The following is a 23,735-nucleotide window of genomic DNA, read 5'->3' on the forward strand; positions in this document are numbered from 1 at the left end:
GACGCAAGTAATTTTATGAAAGTTTAAACAGCTTCAACAAATACAACTGAATGTTAATTTGTAAATTGCACATTAATCAAAAATCTTTTGGAATAAGAAAGTCCGTATTCAAATAAATTATTGACAATCAATAGTTTAATTTTACACTTTAATCTATGAATAATAAAGGAAACAAACACGAAAACTATGAAATCCTAAACCTATTAGGTTATGGATTAGCTAAATTTGACAATGAGTTTATCAAAGAATTTGGTTTTGAAACTAAACTTTCATTTTTTGAGTACTTTGTTGAATTGGGACTAGTTGAAACAGGAAGTGTCGTAAAAAATAGAATGGATTTATTTGACCCTTTTTTTAACAATAATAGAAAAGGTTGGTGGCAAAAAGGCGATGCTTATATTCATAGAAAATTATTGATTGATAGTTTATTTGGAAATGAAAATGTAGTTGGATATTCAAATATTGTCAAACTCTATTTGAAGAATGAATTTAATGTTACAGGGATTTTTGTTGATGTAAAACCAATTATTAAATCAAGATTCAAAAAACTTCAAGAAACAGGATTGGAAGCAGAACTATATTTTATGAACAATTATAACTCTATAGAGGCTTTTAAAAATGGAACTATTGAAGATGCTCGTTTGTATGGAGACGGATACGATTTTCAAATCAATGTTAATGAAAATTCATTTTTAGCCGAAGTGAAAGGTATTAGAGCTAAAAAAGGAAAGTTTAGACTTACTGAAAACGAATATTTTAAAGCTAAAGAATACGAAAACGATTATATAGTTACTTTGGTATTAAATTTAGATAATATACCAACCTTTCTAACAATAGATAATCCTTTAAAAAATCTAAAATTTGAAGAAAGAGTTATTAAATCAAAAGAAATCAGAGAGTATCATTTAATATCAGATATATGTTAAACAAAAATTTAGACATTTCTGGGACAAGCACCTCAATTTTAGAAATACCAACAGTTTTAACGCCTCCAATATCACTTAAATGTTCAGGTGACTGTATAGCATGTCCTATTTGCGAAATTGATATTGACATGAAAGACCAATTAATTAATGATGATGATTTTGCCTACTGTGAAGATTGCAACCATAAAGTAATTTTTAAAATTAAGAAAATTTAAAAGGACTATTACTAAACAAAAAAGTAGAAAAAATCAGGGTTGACACTTTGGCGTAAAAAAGATGATTATTCGATAATTAATATTGATTTTGCCCCAATTGGAGCATTTGAAGCATTTATGAATGATGAACCTATTCAAGAGCATGAAGGTTAGTACTTTCAATAATAGAGATTGCTGTTGAATAACTCCATTTCCAACAATACCTCTTCCACCCTCTTTTAAATCTCTTTAAAAGAGGGTGATTTTAATTAGGTTCATAGTTTTATCGCCTTTTTCCCCATACTATCTCTCCCCCAAAAATACCTAATCACAATCCGCTATTACTAGCATTAAAAGCTAAAAAGTCGAATATTGAAATCCATTTAACAAAGATGTAGTGCTTATTTTTAAAGACATAGACGAAGTTAATTTAACGAATTAATAGAAGTCTTGCCTTACTTCCCTTATAGGAACTCATAAATTTAGATTTATATTAAAAACGCAGCTTCAATTGCAGGCTTGTTGTTGACAACTGAATGTGTGATTGCTGACAAACCAACGGCAGAAGCTCCAGCTACGCCTCACGGTGGCGGAATGGGCGGAATGATGTAGTCTTTGGCTCACAAGCCTAAGGGCTTATAGCTGAGTACTTACTTCCCCAAAAACGCCTCTTAGTCTTAGGATTAAGAGGCGTTTTTGGTTTATGCTTGTTTTTTTTTAAATTGATGTCTATTCAAAAAACAGTCTTTCTATTGATTCATTTTTCTTATCCAATCTGCCATGAAAAGTAAAATATTACTGGTGTTTTTATTTTCTACGATGTACATTCCATGTACTATGTTTGCCCAAAAAGTATATGATGATAGCCTTGCTTTGACTTCTTTAGTTAGAAAGGTATATCAATGGTATGAAACGCAAAGTACGAAAGAAGAATTTCCGCCTATTGTTGGTAAAAAACAAGATTCGTTGTATGTCGGAATAGATTGGGAAGGCTATCAGCTTCGACAAAAGGAGCTTTTGAAAACGTCTTTTTTTACCCAATTTTTTTTACAAAATCACCAAAAGATTGCTAATTATATTGATAAAGAACTCAGCGGGGGCCGTGAGTGGTTGGTGGGCGATATGTCACCAATAGAGCCTGAGGCTAACCCGTGGTGCAACTGCCAAGATAGCCCCGATAATTACTGGAAACGACTTAAAATTCAACGCCTCAAAATCAATAATAATGTAGCGTCTTTTGATTGGACATGGGGTAAAAAATTCGCCTATCACGTCCAAGCTCAGAAAGAAAATAATATATGGAAAATAAGCTACTTAGAAGGCTTTGACCTGAAAAAATATAGAGCTTTGGATGGGAGAAAATAAAAGAAGGAAGAATATGGCTAACAAAAACACAAAACACTGATAATCAAAGCCTTTATTCTTATTTCTGAATATACTAGTATGTCTTGTTGGTATCTTCCTGATTAGCTAGTCAAGAAATTTATCAGTTATGATAACTTCAAGTTCATTCCTCCCTAAAAAAACTATTTGTCGTTTAGAGCATGTAGAAAAGCTATTAAAGCCTTTTTTTCAACTGAATCAAGATTGAGTTGAGTGTCGGCTAAGGTTTGATTAGGTAAATCAACCCCACGACCAAGGGCACCTCCTTCATTATAAAAATCAATTACCGATACCAAATCGGGATATTGTCCATTGTGCATATACGGAGCTGTTTTGGCAATATTCCGTAAAGTGGGCGTTTTGAAGGCAAAATGCCAATCTGCTATTTGTGGGTTGAGTGCCCCACGGCCTTTATCTGTGTCTATTTTAGTACTTTGAGGGGTTGCAAAAGTCCCTATTACTTCCGATTCGGTTTGTAGAAATTCGGGCGGAACTGTTCCATTAAAAATAGGCATAAAATGGCAAGTACCACATTTTGCTTTACCCATAAATACATTAAATCCTTGTTGTTGTTCGGCTGTGAGGCTATTCTGCTGGCCTCGCATATAGGCATCAAAAGGACTCTCAAATGGAGCTAAAGAACGAACAAATGCACCAAGAGCATTTTGAATTTGCGATTCATTGGGCGTTTTTTGTTGTGGAAATGCTCTTTTGAATAGGTCAAGATATGCACGCTGTTCTTGAATTTTGAGTACAGCTTTGGCCAAAGAACCGTGCATTTCGGACTTGTTATGAATAACCGTTTTGGCTTGCTCTTCGAGCGTATTCACCGAAAGGTCATAAAACTGCTTGGCTTGCAAACCTGCGTATAAAAGTGTAGGTGTATTACGTTTGACAGGCTTTTTGTCTAGACCCATCGCTTGGGGCATACCATCGGTAAAGGCTTTGTCGGGCTGGTGACAAGAAGCACAACTTTGCTGGTTATTATCTGATAAAATAGTATCAAAAAACAAAGTTTTTCCTAAAGCTACCTTGTCGAGATTGGTGTATAAATCAGTATTATAAGTATAAAAATCAGGAAAGAATGCTTCTTTTTCAAAATACGAATACGCTGTAGAACGCAATGGCCTTTTGTCATTGAGGCTAGAAATATGGTTTTGTTGTTGCCATTCAAGCAGTGATTTCGACACAGGAATAAGGTAATTACTCAACAATTCAAGGTGGTTGAGGCGATTGCTAGTTTGTCTTTGGGTATACAATATAGCTTTTTCTAAAACCGTATTTATCGTTTTATTTTCAGTTGGAAACAGTTGTAAATACTGTTGTATTCCTTGTAAGCTATGTGTTATTTCGGGAAGTCGGTTGTTGCAAAGAGGTGTATCAAAACCACTCAAATCTAACGACATCAGGCGAAAAACTTGTAAACGGATAGCATCTACTATCTGAGCTTCCGTAATTTCGAGATCGCTGAAGTTTTGGTATCGCTTTAATTCTGTTTGTAATTTACGAATTTCATGAACGAGTTCTTGCTTGGTTGTCATATCGAAGGTTGGATATAGATATCCTTCTATTACCTGCAAGCCTCCTGGTTCGTTAATTGTATTTTCTTCTATTTCTATTTCATTGAGAGGTGCTCCATTAACTAACCGAGTGGTAGAAGGCATAAAATAGCTTGTGGCAAAAGCTATTTTTTTATACTGTAAACGGGTTTGGACAAACTGCTTTTGCATATTTCCAAGGCCTTGATTTTGCTCTACGGTTTTCAACAACAAAGCTACGTCCTGATTCAGCGAGTCAATATCGGCCAACAGGTGGTTTTTGAAAGACGCAGAAAGGTCTTGGCTTGGCTTCTGACAAGCCATTATCCAAGCAATCATACCCAAAAAATACAATAAATACTTTTTCATACTAGAATCATCATTGAGCAATAAGGCTATTGAAAGTTTTAGCAATCTACTCGTTTGGGTAGTAGCCTTATCACCAATCCAAGTTGATTAAAATAGCTCCGATAAAAAAGATTGCCCTCAATAAAAACACCGAGGGCAATAAAAAAAACACTAGGTAAATTAACGAGGAACGCCTGAGATAATTAATACTTGTCCACCTTCGGCATACGAACCCGTGCTGCTGTCGGTAATATTTTTTGCAACGGTTGAATTACTGCCATCGGCATTGCTATATTTCATATCACGCCAAGTATGTGGGTGAACATTCAGGATAAAAGTGTCAGGAATACCAACTAGGTCAGAAATATCGTACATCGCACCATATTCCCACGAACTCAACAAGTTAGAATTAACGGTATTGTATTTGGCATTGAAAGTAGCATCTGTACGTCGGTGGTTCATTTCAATAAACGGTTTGAGTGTTTTTGTAGCAATATTATATTGCCAAACTCGTCCATCATGCTTGTTATCGGCATAAAACGAATCTCCATCTTCTTGAATATACACGTAGTTTTGGGTTACGCAAATATTATCAGGATTGACAATGCTATTGCCAGGGTCGGTAACACCATCTACCACGATTTCTAATTTACCCTTCAGTGGATTAGAGGCATCCAAAGCTAAATGATACACTCGTCCCCACATGGTTTTGCCATCTACAGGTGTTTTTTTATCGCTTTGGCTTACACCTGTAGCCGTAAAATAGACATCTCTATTTTTGCTAGCACTACCTTTTCCATAATCAACATCCTCAACACGAGCAAATTGAATAGCCTTTTTCTCAACTGATAATGCAGCAATTTGTGCTCCTGTTAGTGACTTTGCATTTTCAATTTCTACAAATTCTACATCATATTGTTGTCCCAATTGTATATTGGTTTCGATAGGGTCGTTGTTGGTTCTCTTCAGAAAATACAATTTACCATCTTTCAAATCACCTACAGTATTAGATACATAGGCAATCAGTTGTCCATTAGAATCATCTTCTCCAATAATTACCACAGTTTTACCACTAAAAGCATCTTTGGGAAGAGGTACGGCATTTTCCATACTCGCTTTTCCTAAAGCAGGCAAGACACGACTAGCATCTTTTTTGCCCGAAATATCAGCCAAAGGACTAATAGCATGTACCATCGACTCGGCACCGCTTTCGCCTGCTGTCAAAAACATCGGCCCAAAGCCATGTATTTCAGGCGTTGCCATAGTAGCCGAACACAAACGCCATGTTCCACCGTCGCCATCGAGGATATATTCCCCCTTTTTAGGTTGAAAGGTTTTGTCTAAATACACCCTAGACACCGAACGCAAAATTTCGTGATTGTTGATAAGAATATAACCTTCGCCAGAAGGGTTTTTGATAAGGCCAGCACCATCTGGCTGAGCACCAAATACAAAATTGGGCGAATCGGCCAGCTTATCGTCGCTACTGATAAGGGTATTGATTTTTACACCTTCAAAGCCACTTAATGTTTTTACCAAAGAGGGATTGGTAGAGTAGTCTTTCAATACAACTGACGTTGTAGGTGCACTATTGTCGTCGGAATTAGAACAAGAACATAATCCCAAAGCCAATAAGCTGGATACAATTGATAATGATAGCTGATTTTTCATGATGAATTGGGCAGTAAAATGATAGAGGTTTTACTACTGCGATAGGGTTGTTTAAATTGTATGTGTTTTATACCAAACAGTTGTATTATAAGATTAATACAATTTTGCTTGGAACACCACAAAGATATACTGGTTAGTTATCCTGAGTTTTAAGAGGATATTATCTATCTATGATTTGTTGACCCAAAAGCTTAATCTTGAATTAATACCAATAAAGCCCTGAAAAGAAAGTACTGTTTTTTTTGAGATTAAATGATTGATTATGATGAAATTGAAGCTGTGTACTTATTTCGGAATAAGGGTATAATCGCTGAAACACTGTTTGAAATCAAAATTTTTAAGCTGAAAAGAGCTGAACATGTTTTGTGGCTATACCCTATTTTTTATTAACTGGCCGATGTATTCGCCTGTTATAAAAGGTTCAATAACCTCATTCTTAAAGCTATAAACTCAAATTGATTTGATACTCGTGTCTATTTTAGCTAAAATTTAATCAAAAAAATCTTGGAATTAATCAATTAAATTATAAAATTGCATGACTAATATTTGCTATAACAAATATTGTTTTAAACAATAAATAGCCATGCCAATATATCATCGCCTTGGAGAAATTCCAGCTAAAAGACATATTCAATTTGAAAAACCCGATTCGGGGTTATTTTATGAAGAATTGTTTGGTACTATCGGTTTCGATGGAATGTCTAGTTTGCTGTATCATCATCAACGGCCTACGCAAGTAAAGGCTATTTTGGAAAGCATAGACACCAGTCCTAAAATTGCCATTAGCAAAAATTTAGCTTCACGCAAATTGATAGGCTTTCAGGTAGACCCACAAGACGATTATTTAGCAAGCAGAGTTACCTTGCTGGTAAACAACGACTTGCATATTGGTTTGGCAGCACCCAAGCAATCACTAACACAATATTTCTATAAAAACGCCGATGCCGACGAACTCCTTTTTATCCATAAAGGAACAGGCACTTTGCGGACAATGCTGGGAAACATACCCTTTGAGTATGGCGATTATCTTGTTATTCCGAGGGGTATGATTTACCAAATTGATTTTGATACAGCTGATAACCGTTTGCTATTTGTCGAATCATTTCATCCGATTTATACACCAAAACGATACCGAAATCACTTTGGACAATTGATGGAACATTCGCCTTATTGCGAGCGCGACTACAAGCTGCCCCAGCAATTAGAAACCCATAACGAGCAAGGAGATTTTTTGATAAAAATCAAAAAACAACAAACCTTGCATTCGGTAGTATATGCGGCACATCCGTTTGATATTGTTGGCTGGGATGGCTATAATTTTCCTTGGGGATTTTCTATTCATAATTTTGAGCCTATTACTGGCCGTATTCATCAGCCCCCTCCTGTACATCAAACGTTTCAGACCGATGCCTTTGTGGTGTGTTCTTTTTGCCCAAGACTTTACGATTATCATCCAAAGGCTATTCCTGCACCTTATAATCACTCCAATATCGACTCAGACGAGGTTTTGTATTATGTCGATGGCGACTTTATGAGTAGAAATGATATTGCGGCAGGACATATCTCGCTACACCCTGCGGGTATTCCACATGGGCCACACCCAGGGGCTATGGAACGGAGCTTGGGCAAAACCCAAACTCAAGAATTGGCCGTTATGGTTGATACTTTCCGCCCGCTAATGCTGACAGAAGCAGCCATAAAAATAGACGATGGCAAATATTATCAGTCTTGGTTGGCATCATAAATCTTAGGTTTCTGATTTAAAATAATATCTCTTATGAAATACGATTTTAAGCCCTTTTCAATGCATCAAGTATATGAAAATTATACACAGGAGGACTTTGAGGTTTGGAAAATCCTTTTTGAACGCCAGATGCAACAATTGCCCAGTGTAGCAAGCAAAGAATACTTAGAAGGAATCAAAAGGGTAAATTTTTCGGCCAGCAAGATTCCTAATTATGACGAAACCAATGCTTTACTCAGTCATTATACAGGTTGGCGAATTCATGTAGTACCAGGTTTAATAGCCAATCGTCCATTTTTTGAACTGATGCAAGCCAAAAACTTTTGTGCTTCTACTTGGCTACGAAGCCGCTCACAATTAGCGTATTTAGAAGAACCAGATATGTTTCATGATATTTTTGGTCATGTACCTTTATTATCTAATCAATCAGTATGTCATTTTTTAGAAGAATTGGCCAGAATTGCGTTACGCTTTGTCGAAGACGAAGAGGCCGTAGAATATATTGCTCGGCTTTACTGGTATACCGTCGAATTTGGTTTGATTCATGAAGATGGAGCTCTCAAAATTTATGGAGCAGGCATTCTGTCGTCATCGGGCGAGAGTGTTTATTGCCTAGAAAATACCTCCGTAAAGCGGCTGCCTTACCATATTAAGATGATTTTTGATACACCTTATATCAAAGACCGTTTTCAAGCCCAGTACTTTGTCATAGATTCTTATGCCATGTTGTTTGATTCTATTCCAGAAATAGAAGCCGAACTTGAACAACGAATGGCCTTAAAACATAAAAAAACTTTCAATTTTCACGATTCTGAAATAGGATATCATTATGCAAGTATATGAAACAAATACCCCTGTAGCAGAGGTATCTTCAAGCGATTTTTTGCCCCTTAATGGCACCGATTATATAGAAATGTACGTGGGCAATGCCCGTCAGGCTGCCCATTATTTCCAAACAGCCTTTGGTTTTCAGCCTTTGGCTTATGCAGGACTTAGCACGGGGCTTCGCGACCACGAAAGTTATGTGCTTGTACAAGACAAAATCAGACTCGTACTTACAAGCCCTTTGGTGGCAAATACCGCCATTGGCAAACATATCGACCAGCACGGTGATGGCGTAAAAGTAATAGCCCTGTGGGTAGACGATGCCCAAAAGTCGTTTGATGAAACGGTAAAAAGAGGGGCAGAGCCAGTTTTTGCTCCTATTATCGAGTCCGATAAAGATGGGCAAGTAGTGCGTTCGGCTATCAAAACGTATGGCGATACCATCCATATTTTTGTTGAGCGTCGTCATTATTCAGGGATATTTCTACCTCATTTTGTGGCTTGGCAACCTCATTATCAACCAAGCTCTACGGGCTTAAAATACGTAGACCACATGGTAGGCAATGTTGGCTGGAATGAAATGAACCAATGGACTAATTTTTATGCTAATGTAATGGGATTTTCGCAGTTAGTTTCTTTCGATGACAACGATATTTCGACCGAATACACAGCCTTGATGAGCAAGGTGATGTCGAATGGCAATGGGCGTATCAAATTCCCTATTAATGAACCCGCCGAAGGAAAGAAAAAATCGCAAGTAGAAGAGTACCTAGATTTTTATGGTGGTGCAGGAGTTCAGCATATAGCAGTAGCTACCGACAATATTCTTGAAACCGTTAAGGAAATGCTCAGTAGAGGCGTGGAGTTTTTGCAAGTACCAGCTAGCTATTATGAAACCTTGGCCGAGCGAGTGGGTGTCATTGATGAGGAAATCAATGCCCTAAAAGAACTCAATATTTTAGTTGACCGAGACGAAGAGGGCTATTTACTCCAAATATTCACAAAACCTGTAGTTGTAAGACCTACTGTGTTTTTTGAAATAATCCAAAGAAAAGGTGCTAAATCCTTTGGAAAAGGAAATTTTAAAGCACTTTTTGAGGCAATTGAAAGAGAACAAGCCCTCAGAGGTACACTTTAACTACCGTTTAATGAATTTAAGCCCTAGAACACAATGTTTATTGGGATTTTCTATTATATTTGAAAACTAACAGTTGTCATAACAAGTACAATAGTGCCAATGACAACGGTGTCGCAATATATAAAATATGAAAATCCCATTGAATAATGACTACTAACCCCAACGATCATAGGGCTTATTTCTTTAAAATTGATACAACAATTAAAAAAATCAGACAGAGTCTTCAGAAAAAACTAGACGATGCCCAACTAGATATTACTGTTGACCAATGGGTACTTTTGGACCATATTTTCAGAAACCAGTCGTCAGGAATTAGTCAGAATGAACTAGCCGAAATGACCGTAAAAGATGCTCCAACGGTTACTCGTATTATTGATTTGTTGGTAAAAAAAGGACTTGCCGAGCGTTCCATGGCCGAATCTGACCGTCGCCGCTTTAATATTACGCTTACAGAAAGTGGTATTCAAAAATTTCATGAAGCGTTTCCTATTGTGGCCGAAGTACGTAGAAAAGGCTGGGGAATGTTGTCGGAAGATGATTACCAAACTTTTGTAAGAATCCTTGACTCGATTTATATCAATATCACTTCATAAGCAAAGGGTGCAGTTAGGGTAGTAATCACTGATTGGCCCTGATGTAACTTTTATGCAACGTATAGAAACTTGGCTTGAAATACCAGCCGATTCTGATTTTAGTATATACAACCTTCCTTTTGGTATTTTCTCTGATAGGCTCAATCCCAATCCTCGTATTGGCGTAGCTATTGGCGACTATATCCTTGATATTTCGTTGCTAACTCGTATGGGGCTTCTGAATGAATGGCCTTTTGATCAGCACGTTCTTGACGCATCAATCCTAAATCCATTGATGCGTCTTGGTCGACAAGCTGCCCAAGATTTACGAAAGTGTCTTCAACATATTTTACAAAAAGACTTTCCTTTACAGGTATCTATTCAACAGCAAATCCTTGTACCACAGGCATTAGCTACTATGCACATGCCTTTTACTATTGGCGATTACACCGACTTTTATTCTAGTATTGAACATGCCCAGAATGTAGGCAAAATGTTCCGTGACCCTCAGAATGCTCTTTTACCCAACTGGCGACATTTACCTGTGGCCTATCATGGTAGAGCTTCATCTATTCGTTTGTCTGGAACAAACTTTTTGCGTCCACTTGGGCAGATTATTGATAAACAATCCAGTAGCCCCGAAAACCCTGTTCCTATATTATCGCCTACAAAAGCACTGGATTTTGAATTAGAAATAGCTACCGTAATCGGGGCTTCGTCCAAGCTAGGTAAGGCTATTTCGGTACAAGAAGCCGAAGAATATGTGTTTGGCTTTGTCCTATTCAATGATTGGTCGGCACGAGACATTCAGCGTTGGGAATATCAGCCATTAGGGCCATTTTTGGGTAAAAACTTCTTTTCCTCAATATCGCCTTGGGTAGTAACCATCGATGCTCTGGCGTATTTCAGAACAACCCAACCAGAGCAAAATCCTGCTGTTTTACCGTATTTACAAACGGAAGGTTTACCCAATTTTGATATTAATCTTAGCGTATATGTACAACCTCAACAAAGCCAAGGGATGGAAGTATGTAGAACCAATTTTAGGGAAATGTACTGGAATATTGCTCAGCAAATAGCTCACCATACTATCAATGGCTGCAACCTCAACACTGGCGACTTGCTAGCATCTGGTACTATATCGGGTTCGGAAGAAGGAACTTACGGCTCTCTTTTAGAGCTCAGCGAAAGCGGGAAAAAGCCAATTGTATTTCCAGATGGTACAACTCGAACCTTTTTAGAGGATTTTGATAAAGTAATTATAAAAGGCTGGGCAGAAAAGGATGGATTTAGGGTAGGATTTGGTAAATTAGAGAATCAGGTAATACAACAACCTATCAAAAAGTAAAAGTGCTTTTGTGGATATACGCTATTGAAAAATATAGCGATAGCTACAACAAGATAAACTCACAATACCTAAAATACTGCCATAAACCATGCTAAGTCTTAATCCCTCAGAAATAGAATCAAGAGAGTTTTATAGTTTTACTAATTCGGCCGTAGTGCCTCGCCCTATTGCTTTTGCCTCAACAGTAGATGCCAATGGACGCGTAAATCTTAGCCCCTTTAGTTTTTTCAATGTAATGGGTATCAACCCTCCAATTCTGGTATTTTCGCCCAATAAACGTGGGCGTGATGGTTCACAAAAAAATACTACCGAAAACCTCTGGGATGTACCCGAAGTAGTAATCAATTTGGTTGATTATGCCATTGTTCAGCAAATGTCACTTGCAAGTTGCGAATACGAAAAAGGTATTAATGAATTTGAAAAAGCAGGACTCACCCCACTGGCATCGCACAAAGTAAAGCCCCCAAGGGTAAAAGAATCGCCTGTACAATTTGAGTGCAAAGTATTAGAAATTAAAGAATATGGCTCGGCCAATCTGATGATTTGTGAGATAGTGATGGCTCATTTTTCTGAAAGTATTTTAAACGAAAAAGGGAAAATAGACCAACTAAAAACCGATTTTGTGGCTCGACTCGGTGGCGATTGGTACGCTCATATTCGTCCTGAAGTAATGTTTGAAGTGCCAAAACCCAATGTACACAAAGGCATTGGTGTCGACCAAATCCCTAATTTTATCAAACAATCAGGTATTTTTTCTGGGAATGACTTAGGGAAATTAGGTAATGTTTCGTCTTTACCTAGCAACGAAGAAATCTCTGTATTTATGCACACCAACCCAGAAAAGCCCTCTTTCGAGAAAGCTCAACAGTACTTAGCCCAAAACCAAACTCAGAAAGCATGGCTTACACTATTGAGTATAGGAAGATAAACAATCAAGTTTTTTGGCAATCAGTTGAATGATTCTTGGTATTTTTGCAAAATTATTAACCAAAAGTAGCTTTGAAGGTTAATAAATATGTAGTAGCCTAAGCAAAAGTATTGCTTTTGTAGGTAGCTCAACAAACCATATCAACCAAGAAAATTTGAAATGATTGATTTTTCACAAATACCTTCTCCTTGTTACGTGCTAGAAGACAGTCTTTTACGTAAAAACCTTACACTGCTCAAGTATGTGCAGGAACAAGCAGGTATCGAAATAATTTGTGCATTGAAAGGCTTTTCAATGTATAGTACTTTTCCGATGGTACGCCAGTATCTGGCTGGTGCTACAGCAAGTTCGCTCAACGAAGCTCGCTTGTGTTTTGAAGAAATGCAAACCAAAGCACACGTATATGCTCCTGCTTATTTGGAAAAAGAATTTGATGAAATGATGGGATACGCCAGTCACCTGACTTTCAATTCTTTAAACCAATTTAACCAGTTTGGTCAGCGTGCTATTGCCAATGGTATTAGTTGTGGTTTGCGTATCAATCCGCAATATTCGGAAGTAGAAACCGATATGTACAATCCCTGTATTGCTGGTTCTAGGCTAGGAATTACCCGTAATCAGTTGGGCGATACCCTACCCGAAGGTATCGAAGGATTACACTCTCATACGCTATGCGAAAACGATTCTTATACCTTAGAGCGTACCCTCAATGCGATTGTCGAGCGTTTTGGAGGCTTATTAGAACAAGCAAAATGGCTTAACTTGGGAGGGGGACACCTTATTACAAGGGCCGATTATGACCCCGAACATTTGATTTCTGTACTCAAAAATCTCAAAGCTCGTTTTCCACATCTTAAAGTAATTTTAGAACCAGGCTCGGCTGTTGGCTGGAGAACAGGCTATTTAACTTCTACGGTTCTCGACATTATTGACTCGCAGGGAATAGACGTAGCAATCTTAGATGTTAGCTTTGCCGCTCACATGCCCGATACTTTAGAAATGCCCTATAAACCAAGAATCTTGGGGGCTCATCACGAACCTGTTGAAGGCAAGCCAACGTACCGCTTTGGCGGTATGACTTGCTTGGCGGGCGACTATTACGGTGATTATTCGTTTGATAAACCTTTGGCTATTGGCGACTCTATCGTATTCGACGATATGATACATTATACCATGGTAAAAACAACCACCTTCAATGGCGTAAATTTACCCTCAATCGGTATCTGGCGTGAAAACGATACTTTCGATTTGGTGAAAAGCTTCGGCTACGAAAGTTTCAAAGATCGTTTATAGGTCAACAAACATATACATTTCCTGTAAATCAGATATATAATACTTGATTTACAGGAAATGTCAACCTGATGGTTAACTAATACGCTCCTATTATTCATCAAACGCAAAAATAGAATAATCGACCATCATATTATTCGTCAAATCGGGTACATCATCGCGTTTGCGCTCGCCATGTAGATAGTGTTCACGGCGGTTGAGCGACATCATCAAAATACCAATCATATCATCCTTATTCTTCTTAGCCACTTGTGCTATTGTATTGATAGCCAAATTAGTAATGGCAATCGAAGCCGTAAAGGTAGGGTTGGGTACGTTTTTAATTATAGTACTCAAGTTTCCTGCAAACTTATTCAAATCAGTTCCCGTAAGAATATCGTTTACCATCGTAGCGGTATCTCTAATATTTTTATCACTTTCGTAAGCAATAAACTGCCAGTCAAAGCTTTCAGGAATAGCTTTTGACTGATACAGTACAAACCCTGTATCGCCAAAAGTCATTTGGTGTCCGTCTTTTACATTTTCTATCTCTGTCAAAATTCTGCTCCCAATTACACTTTCTACTCCTCTTTTGATAATTTCTTGTTTTTCGGTGGCATCGTTAGTCTGGATAAAATCCGAGAAATCTGGGAAATCCGCAAATTCGGTAGAAACAAAACTAATCAATTTGACCTGTGCCAAATCTTTGCCTATAATTCCCAGAAACTTCCTTTTTTCACGGTTATCATAGATTTTGAGCTTATTAATTCTAAAATAAAACATAGTCGATTGTTTTTATATTGGTTGTATTTGTTGGGAAAATTGAATGGCCAGCTTATTGTAAAAGCCCCTTCTGAGAATGCTATAGCGTGTACAAAACAGTCTTTCAATTCCTATCCTCCTTAATTTTTATCAAGATACGATTTGTTATAAGATACACTTATTTATTTTGATTAAATGGTCAAATAGTTTGTCGCTCAAAAAGTAGTACCTTTGCCTATCAATCAACTTTTTACGAATTTAATATACAAAAGTCTTCAAAATTGCGTTGGCCAAGTGCCTCAAAAGGTATATTATCTTTTTGCTACTTTGTAATTTTGTCAATTTCTCACTATGACATTTGAATCACTAGGATTATCCGAAGCTCTTCTCAAAGCGATTGTTGAACAGCAATATACCGCTCCTTTTCCTATTCAAGAACAAGCCATTCCTGCTATTTTGGCAGGAAAAGATGTACAGGGTATTGCTCAGACAGGTTCAGGAAAAACAGCCAGTTTTGTATTGCCAATTCTGGAGCTATTTCAACGCAAAAAGGCGGCAAGAAGTCTTCATTTGAAGGTATTGATTTTAGTACCAACACGTGAACTAGCGATTCAGATTTCGGAGGTTATTAATGGCTTTGAACAATTTTTGCCTAAAAAGGTGAAAAATACACCTGTTTTTGGAGGTATTCCGCTAAATCAACAGATGGTCAAACTCAAAAATACCGAAATCTTGGTAGCTACTCCTGGGCGATTGCTAGAATTGGTATCAACCCAGTCGATAAACTTGGCCAAGATAGAAATGTTGGTACTAGACGAAGCTGACAAAATGTTGGATTTGGGTTTTCAGGAAGAGGTCAATCAAATTTTGGCTTTGTTACCCACCAAACGCCAAAATATCTTGTTCTCGGCAACACTAGATACCGAAAGCAAGCTTATCAAAGATACGCTGCTATGCGACCCAATACGTATCGAAGTAGAAGCTACTGAAAAAAATATCGACTTGATTCAGCAGTCAGCTTATCAGGTTGACCCCGAACGCAAAGGGCCTTTATTACGCTATTTAATCAAGCAAAAAGATATGAAACAGGTTTTGGTGTTTGTGTCGTCGGTACGAACAGCCGATAACTTGGTTATAAAGCTGAAAAAAAATGGTATTCAGGCTATGGCTATTCATAGTAAAAAAACTCAAGGGGCTAGAATCGAAGCCCTATTTAGCTTCAAAAAAGGCGGTATTCGGGTGCTAGTGGCCACAGATTTGGCTTCAAGGGGTATCGATATTCAGTTTTTACCTTTTGTGATTAATTACGAACTGCCTCGTTCGCCCAAAGACTATGTACATCGGATTGGTAGAACTGGTAGAGCCGAAGCATCGGGCGAGGCTATTTCATTGATTTGCCCAGAAGACGAGCATCACTTTAAGATTATTCAAAAAAAAATGGGCAAAAAAGTAACAATCTTACCTTCAGACGAGTTGAACCTGACTGGCATGTAAATTTACTAAGTAACCCTTTGGCTTATAATTTTCTAATTCTCTTTCTATTAGCCGTTAGATACCTGTCGGCTAATAGAAAACCCTTTTGCTTGAATCTGTTTTATTTACCGCCTTTTTATCACAAGCTTTTCGCCGTTCATTTTTTCAATGGTATACTCCTTGGCATTATTGAGGTAAAACCAATTCAAAAACTCACAATTGTCTTTAAAATCTGCTACCGATTTATCGTCAACTCTGCTTATTTCCTCGTTGATTTGTAAGGAAGCCCCTGTACTTATGTCAGAAATACAGCGGGCTGTAATCACAAATTTTTGCTGCACTATCGACACCCGTGCATCAAATTCGGTAGAACTGGGCTTGGGGCTTGGCAACAAAGCAAGGTAATAGCTTTGGGCTTGGTGGTTAAGTATTATTTTGCTACAGTACCTCGACAAAAACCCTACTCCTATTTTCGTATCTGTTTTTTCATGAATCGTTACTTGTAAAGGTGCTATCGTATGTCCTTGTAGTTGTACATTGTCGAGCCAAACTTTTTTGACGGTATCGGCTTTTCCCAATCCCGACACAGCCATCGACGAACTAAGGTAAAGCTGGGCTTGCCCAAGCAACTGTTTTTGGTGGTATATTGCATTGAAAAAAGTATTTTCGGGAAGATCCAAAATACCCGTGAACCCAAAATCAATAAGGCACTTGGTGTTGCTTGTACCTATTTGTAGGTCAACAACAGGTCGGTTTCGCTCATATTTGATAGAAATTTCGAGGGTGTTTTCAGGTTTTGGAAAAGGCTTTGGGGCTACTATTATGATATTTTTTTCAAAGTCGATAACCCAATTTAATTGCCCTATAATATCCATTCCCAATAAATAAAGTCGATTACAGGTTAGATATTCCATGTCGTACAAAACACTTTTTACCTTCCTAAACTGATGCGACCCAATGGTAAGGTGATTAATTACCACATTTTTTAATTGAATAGTAGCAAGGTTAGCATCTTTGATTTTTTTTTCTGAATTTTTCACCAACAAATTTGCTTCTTTTTGATTATTGGAATTGGCCAAGCCCAAGCCAGCTCCTGTATCAAAAGCAAAAAAGGTTTGTTGCCCGTTGAGTTGTCCTTGAAAAATCAGTAATTTTTTATCAAGCGAAAAGTGTATGGTATCAACGCCTATGTCTTGTGCCAAAGAACACCACGATACCAGCAATAGGAAAATAAAACTACAATAAAATTTAAACATGGAGAATAATTTATGATTTGGATTTGGTAAAAAACGCTACAATTGCCGTAGTCAATAAGCCCATAATAATAGCCCCTACTACACTTTGAATCATGTAATTCTTTAGGTTGAAATAAGCTTCTGCATCGGTTTGAGACATTTGCCCATGCGAGACTACGTACGTAATTACATTGGGAAAATACTCTGGCGAAATCACCTTCGAGGTAATCCATTGGCTAGCAGGACTCAGCACCGCTACAACCAACGTAATAATTGCTCCGCTGACAAAACCTTGCCGATAGGTCATTTTACCTGCATAATCATCATTCTTTTTGTCTAGCAACGCAAAAACATAAATAGCGATAGCGGGAATAGCAATGAAATTAGTAACAATAGGATGCTTGTCGATATAGGGGCCATGTAAACCTATGACTTTTTCAAGTACCATCCAGAAAAGACTCATTAAAACAAAAATGACTCCCCATTTTAGTTCGGTTGCAATTGTGTTCATACTTACTTAAGGGTTATCGTGTTCAATAGATTACTCAAAATGAAATTTCTAGTATTCTGCGTTGATAATTACCTTTCTCTACAATCCAAAGTACCGCATAAGCTCCTGTACCATCGCCATTATTGGCTACAAGGTATAAAGTTGATGTTTGGGGGGCAAAATATACCTCAGTTGCCTTTAAATTGGGTTCATATAAACTTTGTAGGGCTATTTTGGGTAAGTTCAATTGTTTTTTACCAATTTGAATGCTTATTTTTTTATATAAGCTTTGCGGAATCGTGCCGTCTGTCCCCCAAATATCCTTGAAGTCTATCGTTTCAAGTGTTTTGTTACCATATTGCAAGGAATGTTTTTTAGCCTGAAAATCGGCTATGGCTATTGTTACAGAAATATCGTCAGCTTGAAAAACTTTACTTTTTTCTGCCAACTCGGTACATGGCACTACCTGTAATTTTGACAAAAACTTGGCTTTTGAACTTGGAATATAGCCCGTATAAGCTTTTTGATTAGTTTCGTACGAGATATTCAACCAGTTTCCTTCTTTGCCAACCACAAAGGCAATGGCGTTTTGGTGGAGGGTATCCACAATATTTTTGGCGGTTTGCTGTGGCGAACTTCGTACCAATACCTTGGGGTCTTTGCTATCAATCAAAACAAACTGAGCATAACCCGATGAAATACACCAACAAAATAGCAAGAATGTTTTCATAAGAAAGAATATTTATACGTAAAAACCTCCTTCAACATCACTTATGAATAACTGTAATATTATAGAATAATTTACTCATTTTTCATTGATATTTCCTCTTACAATCCATACTTTTTTGTATTTAAGCCGATTCTTAGTCTACACTATTACCCGTACGTATACTATAAAAAACAGAGCCGAATACTATTTTATAGACATTATTGCTTATCAATTAAAAAATGAGTTTGAGCTTTTATTTTTAAATCACTTATATTTGTGTAATAATTATAGCATGTTGAAATATAAGCCATGTCATTTCGATGATATAACCATACTTAACGCCAAGTATTTCACTGCCATAAGTTTCGCCAGTTTATCTGTGTTTTTGATTAAAAATACGAACCACTCCATAAAACAAATAAAAAATACTTCTTCTACTTACTAACAGCCATACTACTAAGTATATGCCTAAGTTTTAAATTGATGTGGTGTAAGTTTTATTAGATACACACAATTATTAATATATAAATAAGTCATCTTATAACCATAGGCTGCTGTGCTACAGCGGGCTATGAAAGGTAGGCTATTCATCAATGAGCTCAAAAAAAATACTGCCATATTTGTTATTATTCTTACTACCATTTGGTTACCAATCGGTTGGGCAAGTATTGCCCTTAACCCGCTCCGATTCGGGACGAGTAATCGAATTTCAAGCTAAGTACGCCAATTATCTGAGCGACAACAATTATAAAGAAGCCTCTCGAATGATGAACGAAATAGGCTTTATTTATTGGAATTATAACCAATACAAAAAGGCTATTAGTTTTTATGAAAGAAGTTTGAAGCTCAATGCTACTATTGAAAACAGCAATGGTATAGCCATGATTCACAACAACTTGGGTATGCTGTACGCCGATGTCGAAGACTACGACAAAGCTTTGTACCATTTTACACAAACGCTTGCCGCCCGACGTTCACAGAAGGAATCCTATAGTATTATTTCGTCATTGATTAACCGCTCGGTTGTTTATAATAATATCAAAAAATACAATTTGGCCATTACCGATTTGCAAGAAGCCCTCAATTTGGCTCGTGAGCTAAACGATATTAAGCAGATGGCAAGTACCTACGCCATGTTAAGCGAATCGTACGAAAAAGCAGGGAATGTTGATGAATCGCTCAAATATTTTGAACTATATAAGTCTTTTCACGACCAGATTCAAAAAAAGGAAGTCAATAAATTGGCGAGCGAATTGGAAGCTGAAAGCCTCAAAAAGCAACTTGCCGAAGCTACCGCCAAAACCAAGGCTTTAGAATTGGAAAAAAACGAGATTAAGCTCAAAGAAAGTGGCGAGCAGCTCGAAAGTGCAATGTCCAAAAATGATAACCTTTATCAAAACCTCACTCGTGCCGAAATGCTAGTGGAGCTACAAAAACAGCACCTAAAAGCCGAACAAGCCGATGCCGATGCCGATGCCATTCAGGCCAAAAATATTGTCTTAGAAAAAGAGCAAAAATATATCTATATCATTACAGGTATTGTCAGTTGGTTTATATTGGCTATTACCTTGATTGTGTATTTGAATAGCCGCAAAACCAAAGCTAAAAATCAACAGTTGCACGAACAAAATTTGGCTATTGCCAAGCAAAAAGAGCAGTTAGAGGTTTCAAACGATGTGAAAAATAGAATTTTCTCTATTATTGCTCACGACCTCCGCGGGCCAATAGGTTCGTTGCAAGGCTTTTTTATGATTATCGAAGAATTTTATGTCGATATTCCCGAAGATTTAAAACAAATTTTGAGTCAACTACGTACCGAAAACGCTCAGGTATCTACCATTTTGGATAACCTCCTCAACTGGGCTAAAACCCAAATGGCGGAACTCAAACCAAAATTACAAGAAGTCAATATCAATTTATTGGTTGAAGAAAATATCAAGCTATTACAGCGTTCGGCCGAAGCCAAAAACATACAGATTATCGACGAAGTACCTGAAGGCTTAGTGGCTCAATCCGACCTTGAAATGACCAAAATTGTTTTAAGAAATTTAATCCAAAATGCAATTAAATTTACCAAGCAAAATGGCAAAATACATATTCAGGCCCATTTACGAGACGATACTACAGTAGAAATTACTGTAAAAGATAGTGGCGTTGGCATGAGTGAAGAAAAAATTAGTACCTTATTTAGCCTCAAAAACAATAAGTCTACTTACGGTACCAACAACGAAAAAGGTACAGGCCTTGGCCTTATTCTTTGCAATGATTTAGTAAAAATATGCAATGGACAACTAGAAGTTGCCAGCGAAATCAATAAAGGAACGACCGTTACAATAACCCTGAATTCTAGCAAATGATGCGTAAATACATCTCAACATTAGTGATCTTAGCAGTATGTGTATTGGGTGCTGCTGCCCAAAATAGTAAACCTAAATATTATACCGATACAACATCGGGCAAATTGTACTGGAATAAAAAGTTACCTGTATATATCTGGGTGTCAACTACGCCCGACCATGCCGAGGAACTACTAAATAAATCGCCCAACGCCAAATATTCAGTACCATTTTATTTAGATACGGAAGGGGTTAACTTTATTCGTTCAAAAAATGCCGTAGACCCCGAAACAAAGGCTATGGTTGAGCCACCACAAGAAGTTAAACTTGAAATCTACGCCGATGGTATCGCCCCTGAAACAGGTGTAACGCTATTTAATGGATTCAAGAAATACGTCAACTCGGCTGGAAAAGTATTCTTTGGCCCTTTTGTAAACTTTAATTTGCAAGCCACCGATAAAACAAGTGGTGTTGAAACGGTTTATTTTGCTATTAACCAAAGCCCTTTTGAGGTATATACAACCGAAAAGAAACTTACCAATCAAGGCAATTATGTACTCAAATACTATGCCGTCGACCATGTTGGCAATGCCAGTCAAGTTCAGCAAGAAGCATTTACGGTAGACAACACACCTCCGTTTACCAACCTGAATGTGAACGGTGTTACCGACGACAAAGTGATTTCGTTTACTAGTAAAATGTATTTCAATACCGAAGATAGTATTTCGGGGTTGAAAACTACTTATTATAAGTTTGACGACGGTGCTTTACAAACTTACGATGGTAAAAACATTCCATTTATGGCTCTTGCAGAAGGAAAACATACCCTATACTATTATTCAACCGATAATGTCAATAACCAAGAAAATACCCGAAAATTCGATTTCTTCCTTGATAAAAGTTCTCCTTTAATGGCAACCGATATTCTTGGCGACCGCTATATTGCCAATAATATCATTTACTTTTCTGGAAAAACTAAGCTAAAACTTACGGCTATCGACAATAAGTCTGGCGTAAAGGACGTGAAGTATTCTATTGATAATCAACCATTTGTTAGCTACACAAACCCTTTCTACTTGCCAAGTATTTCGGGTATTCATAATATTCGCTATTACTCTATCGACAACCTCAATAACCAAACTACCAGTTTGGCGGGTGTGCCTGGCTACGAAGAGTTTAAGCATAATGTAAGCAAAGTATATGTTGACTTAACAGGGCCAACACTTCAGCACGAAATTATTGGCGATATTGTTATAAGAAGAGACTCAATGCTGCTTGGGCCAAACAACTTTATCCAATTAAAGGCCGTTGACCCAGAATCGGGTTTACAAAAAATTACCTATAGTTTTGATGGAAAGCTCATCGAAACAGACTATACAAAGCCAATCAAAATGACCGAAAAAGGCGTTCATAAATTTGAATATTTCGGCTATGACAACGTAAACAACCGCAATGCAGCCTCATTTGTGTTTGTCAGCGATATTGAAGGGCCTGAGCTATACCATTTCTTTACCGTTGGAAATATCAGCACCAACCGTCAGGGTCTCAATATCTACCCATCGACAGTAGGATTTACCTTGGCAGGAACAGACATTCAAGCTGGCTTAAAGTCTATCACTTATAGTATTAATGGACAAGCTCCTAAAACCTACCTGAATACGATTAACGGATTTAAGCCAAATACAAAATACACGGTAAAAATTACGGGAACAGATTATCTGGGCAACCAATCGTTTAAGGAAGTAGTATTTATGACAGGCAAATAGATTTCACCATCTTACCACAACATGAGTCATCCCGAATTTTGGGATAATTTCCAATAGAGTGCGAGTCATACCCTATTGGAAAAAAAGTACACAAATGTTAAGCATTTATTGGCTATTAATCAAACAAGGCGGTCGAAATTAATTTTTCGACCGCCTTGTTTGATTAAAAAATTCGGGACAACTCATGTTTTGTATTTAGCGACCCAATGTAGGTAATGGTACAAATTCTGTTTCGCCTTCAATACGAGGAAAGGTTTGGTTGAGCCATCGTTCTTTAGCATCTTCTATGAGTTCCTTACTAGAGGCCACAAAGTTCCAATAGATAAATCGTTCTTCAGGAAAAGCCTCACCGCCAAAAATATAAATGGTGGTATTGGCTTCCATCGTAAATTCGCATAAAGAACTATCTTTAGCCACCAAAATTCTCTTAGGGCTGTAGGTATTCCCATCGCTTTCTATCCCTCCCTCCAAGATATACATAGCCGTTTCGCCATACAATTCATGACCAATTTTAACGGTTTGTCGGGCAGTAGATTTTAGTTCTAACAAATACAAAGGGCTATAAACAGGTACAGGCGATTGATGCCCCAATACTTCTCCTGCAATCAGCTTATAGGCAATACCATCGGCTGTCCAAGTAGGGATTTGTTCTTCTGAAGCATGATAAAAACTAGGTTGCATTTGCTCAAGGTGCTTGGGTAAGGCAATCCAGATTTGTAAGCCGTGCATAGATTTTTCGGAATGTCGTAAATATTCGGGGGTTCGTTCCGAATGGACAATCCCATTGCCCGCTGTCATCCAATTTACTTGCCCAGGCTTAATTTCAACGGCTGTTCCGAGGCTATCACGGTGCATAATACTTCCTTCAAAAAGATAGGTAAGCGTTGAAAGCCCAATATGTGGATGAGGCCCCACATCAAAATTTTGGTAATCGTGTAACTGTGCTGGCCCCATGTGGTCGATAAAGGTAAAAGGCCCTACCATGCGTTTTGTACGAAAGGGCAGTAAACGACCTACCAAGAAATTACCTACTTCGTGTGGCCGTTCTTCGATAATATGACTAATATTAGACATAACATA

Annotated in this window: 19 protein-coding genes; 12 read left to right on the forward strand and 7 right to left on the reverse strand. The window is 37.6% G+C overall.

Annotated features, from left to right (window positions below; genetic code table 11):
• The first annotated feature begins 155 nt into the window (after window positions 1–155).
• Window positions 156–926: a protein NO VEIN domain-containing protein gene (locus tag FLEMA_RS68865; protein ID WP_044171569.1), complete on the forward strand. Its 771-nt coding sequence runs from the start codon at window positions 156–158 to the stop codon at window positions 924–926.
• A 974-nt stretch (window positions 927–1,900) separates the two neighbouring features.
• The gene (locus tag FLEMA_RS68875; RefSeq protein WP_044171574.1) at window positions 1,901–2,485 is read left to right on the forward strand and encodes a hypothetical protein; all 585 of its coding nucleotides are present in this window, start codon (window positions 1,901–1,903) and stop codon (window positions 2,483–2,485) included.
• A gap of 161 nt (window positions 2,486–2,646) precedes the next feature.
• Here FLEMA_RS68875 and FLEMA_RS0117255 read toward each other — a convergent pair whose 3' ends face one another.
• Window positions 2,647–4,410: a cytochrome-c peroxidase gene (locus tag FLEMA_RS0117255; RefSeq protein WP_026995794.1), complete on the reverse strand. Its 1,764-nt coding sequence runs from the start codon at window positions 4,408–4,410 to the stop codon at window positions 2,647–2,649.
• A gap of 159 nt (window positions 4,411–4,569) precedes the next feature.
• Window positions 4,570–6,060, reverse strand: coding sequence for a PhoX family protein (locus tag FLEMA_RS0117265; RefSeq protein ID WP_026995795.1), 1,491 nt, complete (start codon window positions 6,058–6,060; stop codon window positions 4,570–4,572).
• A gap of 583 nt (window positions 6,061–6,643) precedes the next feature.
• Between FLEMA_RS0117265 and FLEMA_RS68880 the strand changes: the two genes are divergently transcribed.
• The 7 genes from FLEMA_RS68880 (at window position 6,644) to nspC (ending at window position 13,908) form a co-directional block, all read left to right on the forward strand.
• Entirely contained in the window at window positions 6,644–7,804 is a 1,161-nt protein-coding gene (locus tag FLEMA_RS68880) for a homogentisate 1,2-dioxygenase (protein ID WP_044171577.1), read from the forward strand.
• A gap of 33 nt (window positions 7,805–7,837) precedes the next feature.
• Window positions 7,838–8,647, forward strand: a complete 810-nt coding sequence (locus tag FLEMA_RS68885; protein WP_229359417.1) for a phenylalanine 4-monooxygenase — start codon at window positions 7,838–7,840, stop codon at window positions 8,645–8,647.
• A complete protein-coding gene (hppD, locus tag FLEMA_RS68890; RefSeq protein ID WP_044171583.1) occupies window positions 8,634–9,767 on the forward strand; it encodes a 4-hydroxyphenylpyruvate dioxygenase in 1,134 nt (377 codons plus the stop codon). The genes FLEMA_RS68885 and hppD overlap by 14 nt, the downstream gene beginning before the upstream one ends.
• A gap of 146 nt (window positions 9,768–9,913) precedes the next feature.
• Window positions 9,914–10,360, forward strand: coding sequence for a MarR family winged helix-turn-helix transcriptional regulator (locus FLEMA_RS68895; RefSeq protein WP_044171586.1), 447 nt, complete (start codon window positions 9,914–9,916; stop codon window positions 10,358–10,360).
• 52 nt (window positions 10,361–10,412) lie between these two features.
• The gene (gene fahA, locus FLEMA_RS68900) at window positions 10,413–11,687 is read left to right on the forward strand and encodes a fumarylacetoacetase (RefSeq protein WP_044171589.1); all 1,275 of its coding nucleotides are present in this window, start codon (window positions 10,413–10,415) and stop codon (window positions 11,685–11,687) included.
• An 88-nt stretch (window positions 11,688–11,775) separates the two neighbouring features.
• On the forward strand, window positions 11,776–12,615 hold the full coding sequence (locus tag FLEMA_RS68905) for a flavin reductase family protein (RefSeq protein WP_044171593.1): 840 nt from the start codon (window positions 11,776–11,778) through the stop codon (window positions 12,613–12,615).
• 159 nt (window positions 12,616–12,774) lie between these two features.
• Entirely contained in the window at window positions 12,775–13,908 is a 1,134-nt protein-coding gene (gene nspC / locus FLEMA_RS68910; protein WP_044171596.1) for a carboxynorspermidine decarboxylase, read from the forward strand.
• Window positions 13,909–13,998: 90 nt separating this feature from the next.
• Here the strand turns inward: nspC and FLEMA_RS0117470 are convergent, their stop codons facing one another.
• Window positions 13,999–14,667 (reverse strand): hypothetical protein, encoded by a 669-nt coding sequence (locus FLEMA_RS0117470; RefSeq protein WP_026995801.1) that lies wholly within the window; start codon window positions 14,665–14,667, stop codon window positions 13,999–14,001.
• A gap of 330 nt (window positions 14,668–14,997) precedes the next feature.
• On the opposite strand from FLEMA_RS0117470, the gene FLEMA_RS68915 reads away from it, so the two are divergent.
• Entirely contained in the window at window positions 14,998–16,140 is a 1,143-nt protein-coding gene (locus FLEMA_RS68915; protein WP_044171599.1) for a DEAD/DEAH box helicase, read from the forward strand.
• 104 nt (window positions 16,141–16,244) lie between these two features.
• Here the strand turns inward: FLEMA_RS68915 and FLEMA_RS0117515 are convergent, their stop codons facing one another.
• The 3 genes from FLEMA_RS0117515 to FLEMA_RS76125 are packed head-to-tail and all read right to left on the reverse strand — an operon-like array spanning window position 16,245 to window position 18,574.
• Window positions 16,245–17,375, reverse strand: a complete 1,131-nt coding sequence (locus tag FLEMA_RS0117515) for a retroviral-like aspartic protease family protein (protein WP_044171602.1) — start codon at window positions 17,373–17,375, stop codon at window positions 16,245–16,247.
• A 10-nt stretch (window positions 17,376–17,385) separates the two neighbouring features.
• Window positions 17,386–17,865 carry a DUF4199 domain-containing protein gene (locus tag FLEMA_RS68920; protein ID WP_044171604.1) on the reverse strand — a complete coding sequence of 160 codons (480 nt, stop codon included), beginning with the start codon at window positions 17,863–17,865 and terminating at the stop codon, window positions 17,386–17,388.
• A gap of 34 nt (window positions 17,866–17,899) precedes the next feature.
• Window positions 17,900–18,574, reverse strand: a complete 675-nt coding sequence (locus tag FLEMA_RS76125; protein ID WP_052354086.1) for an SH3 domain-containing protein — start codon at window positions 18,572–18,574, stop codon at window positions 17,900–17,902.
• Window positions 18,575–19,146: 572 nt separating this feature from the next.
• Between FLEMA_RS76125 and FLEMA_RS68930 the strand changes: the two genes are divergently transcribed.
• Together FLEMA_RS68930 and FLEMA_RS68935 are read left to right on the forward strand one after the other, a co-directional pair.
• Window positions 19,147–20,910, forward strand: coding sequence for a tetratricopeptide repeat-containing sensor histidine kinase (locus FLEMA_RS68930; protein WP_044171608.1), 1,764 nt, complete (start codon window positions 19,147–19,149; stop codon window positions 20,908–20,910).
• Complete coding sequence (locus FLEMA_RS68935; protein ID WP_144080092.1) at window positions 20,907–22,655, forward strand: OmpL47-type beta-barrel domain-containing protein; 1,749 nt, start codon at window positions 20,907–20,909, stop codon at window positions 22,653–22,655. The genes FLEMA_RS68930 and FLEMA_RS68935 overlap by 4 nt, the downstream gene beginning before the upstream one ends.
• 195 nt (window positions 22,656–22,850) lie before the next feature.
• Here FLEMA_RS68935 and FLEMA_RS0117670 read toward each other — a convergent pair whose 3' ends face one another.
• Window positions 22,851–23,729, reverse strand: coding sequence for a pirin family protein (locus FLEMA_RS0117670; RefSeq protein ID WP_026997750.1), 879 nt, complete (start codon window positions 23,727–23,729; stop codon window positions 22,851–22,853).
• Between the last annotated feature and the right edge of the window lie 6 nt (window positions 23,730–23,735).

This window comes from Flectobacillus major DSM 103 (assembly GCF_000427405.1).
GTDB classification, from domain to species: domain Bacteria; phylum Bacteroidota; class Bacteroidia; order Cytophagales; family Spirosomataceae; genus Flectobacillus; species Flectobacillus major.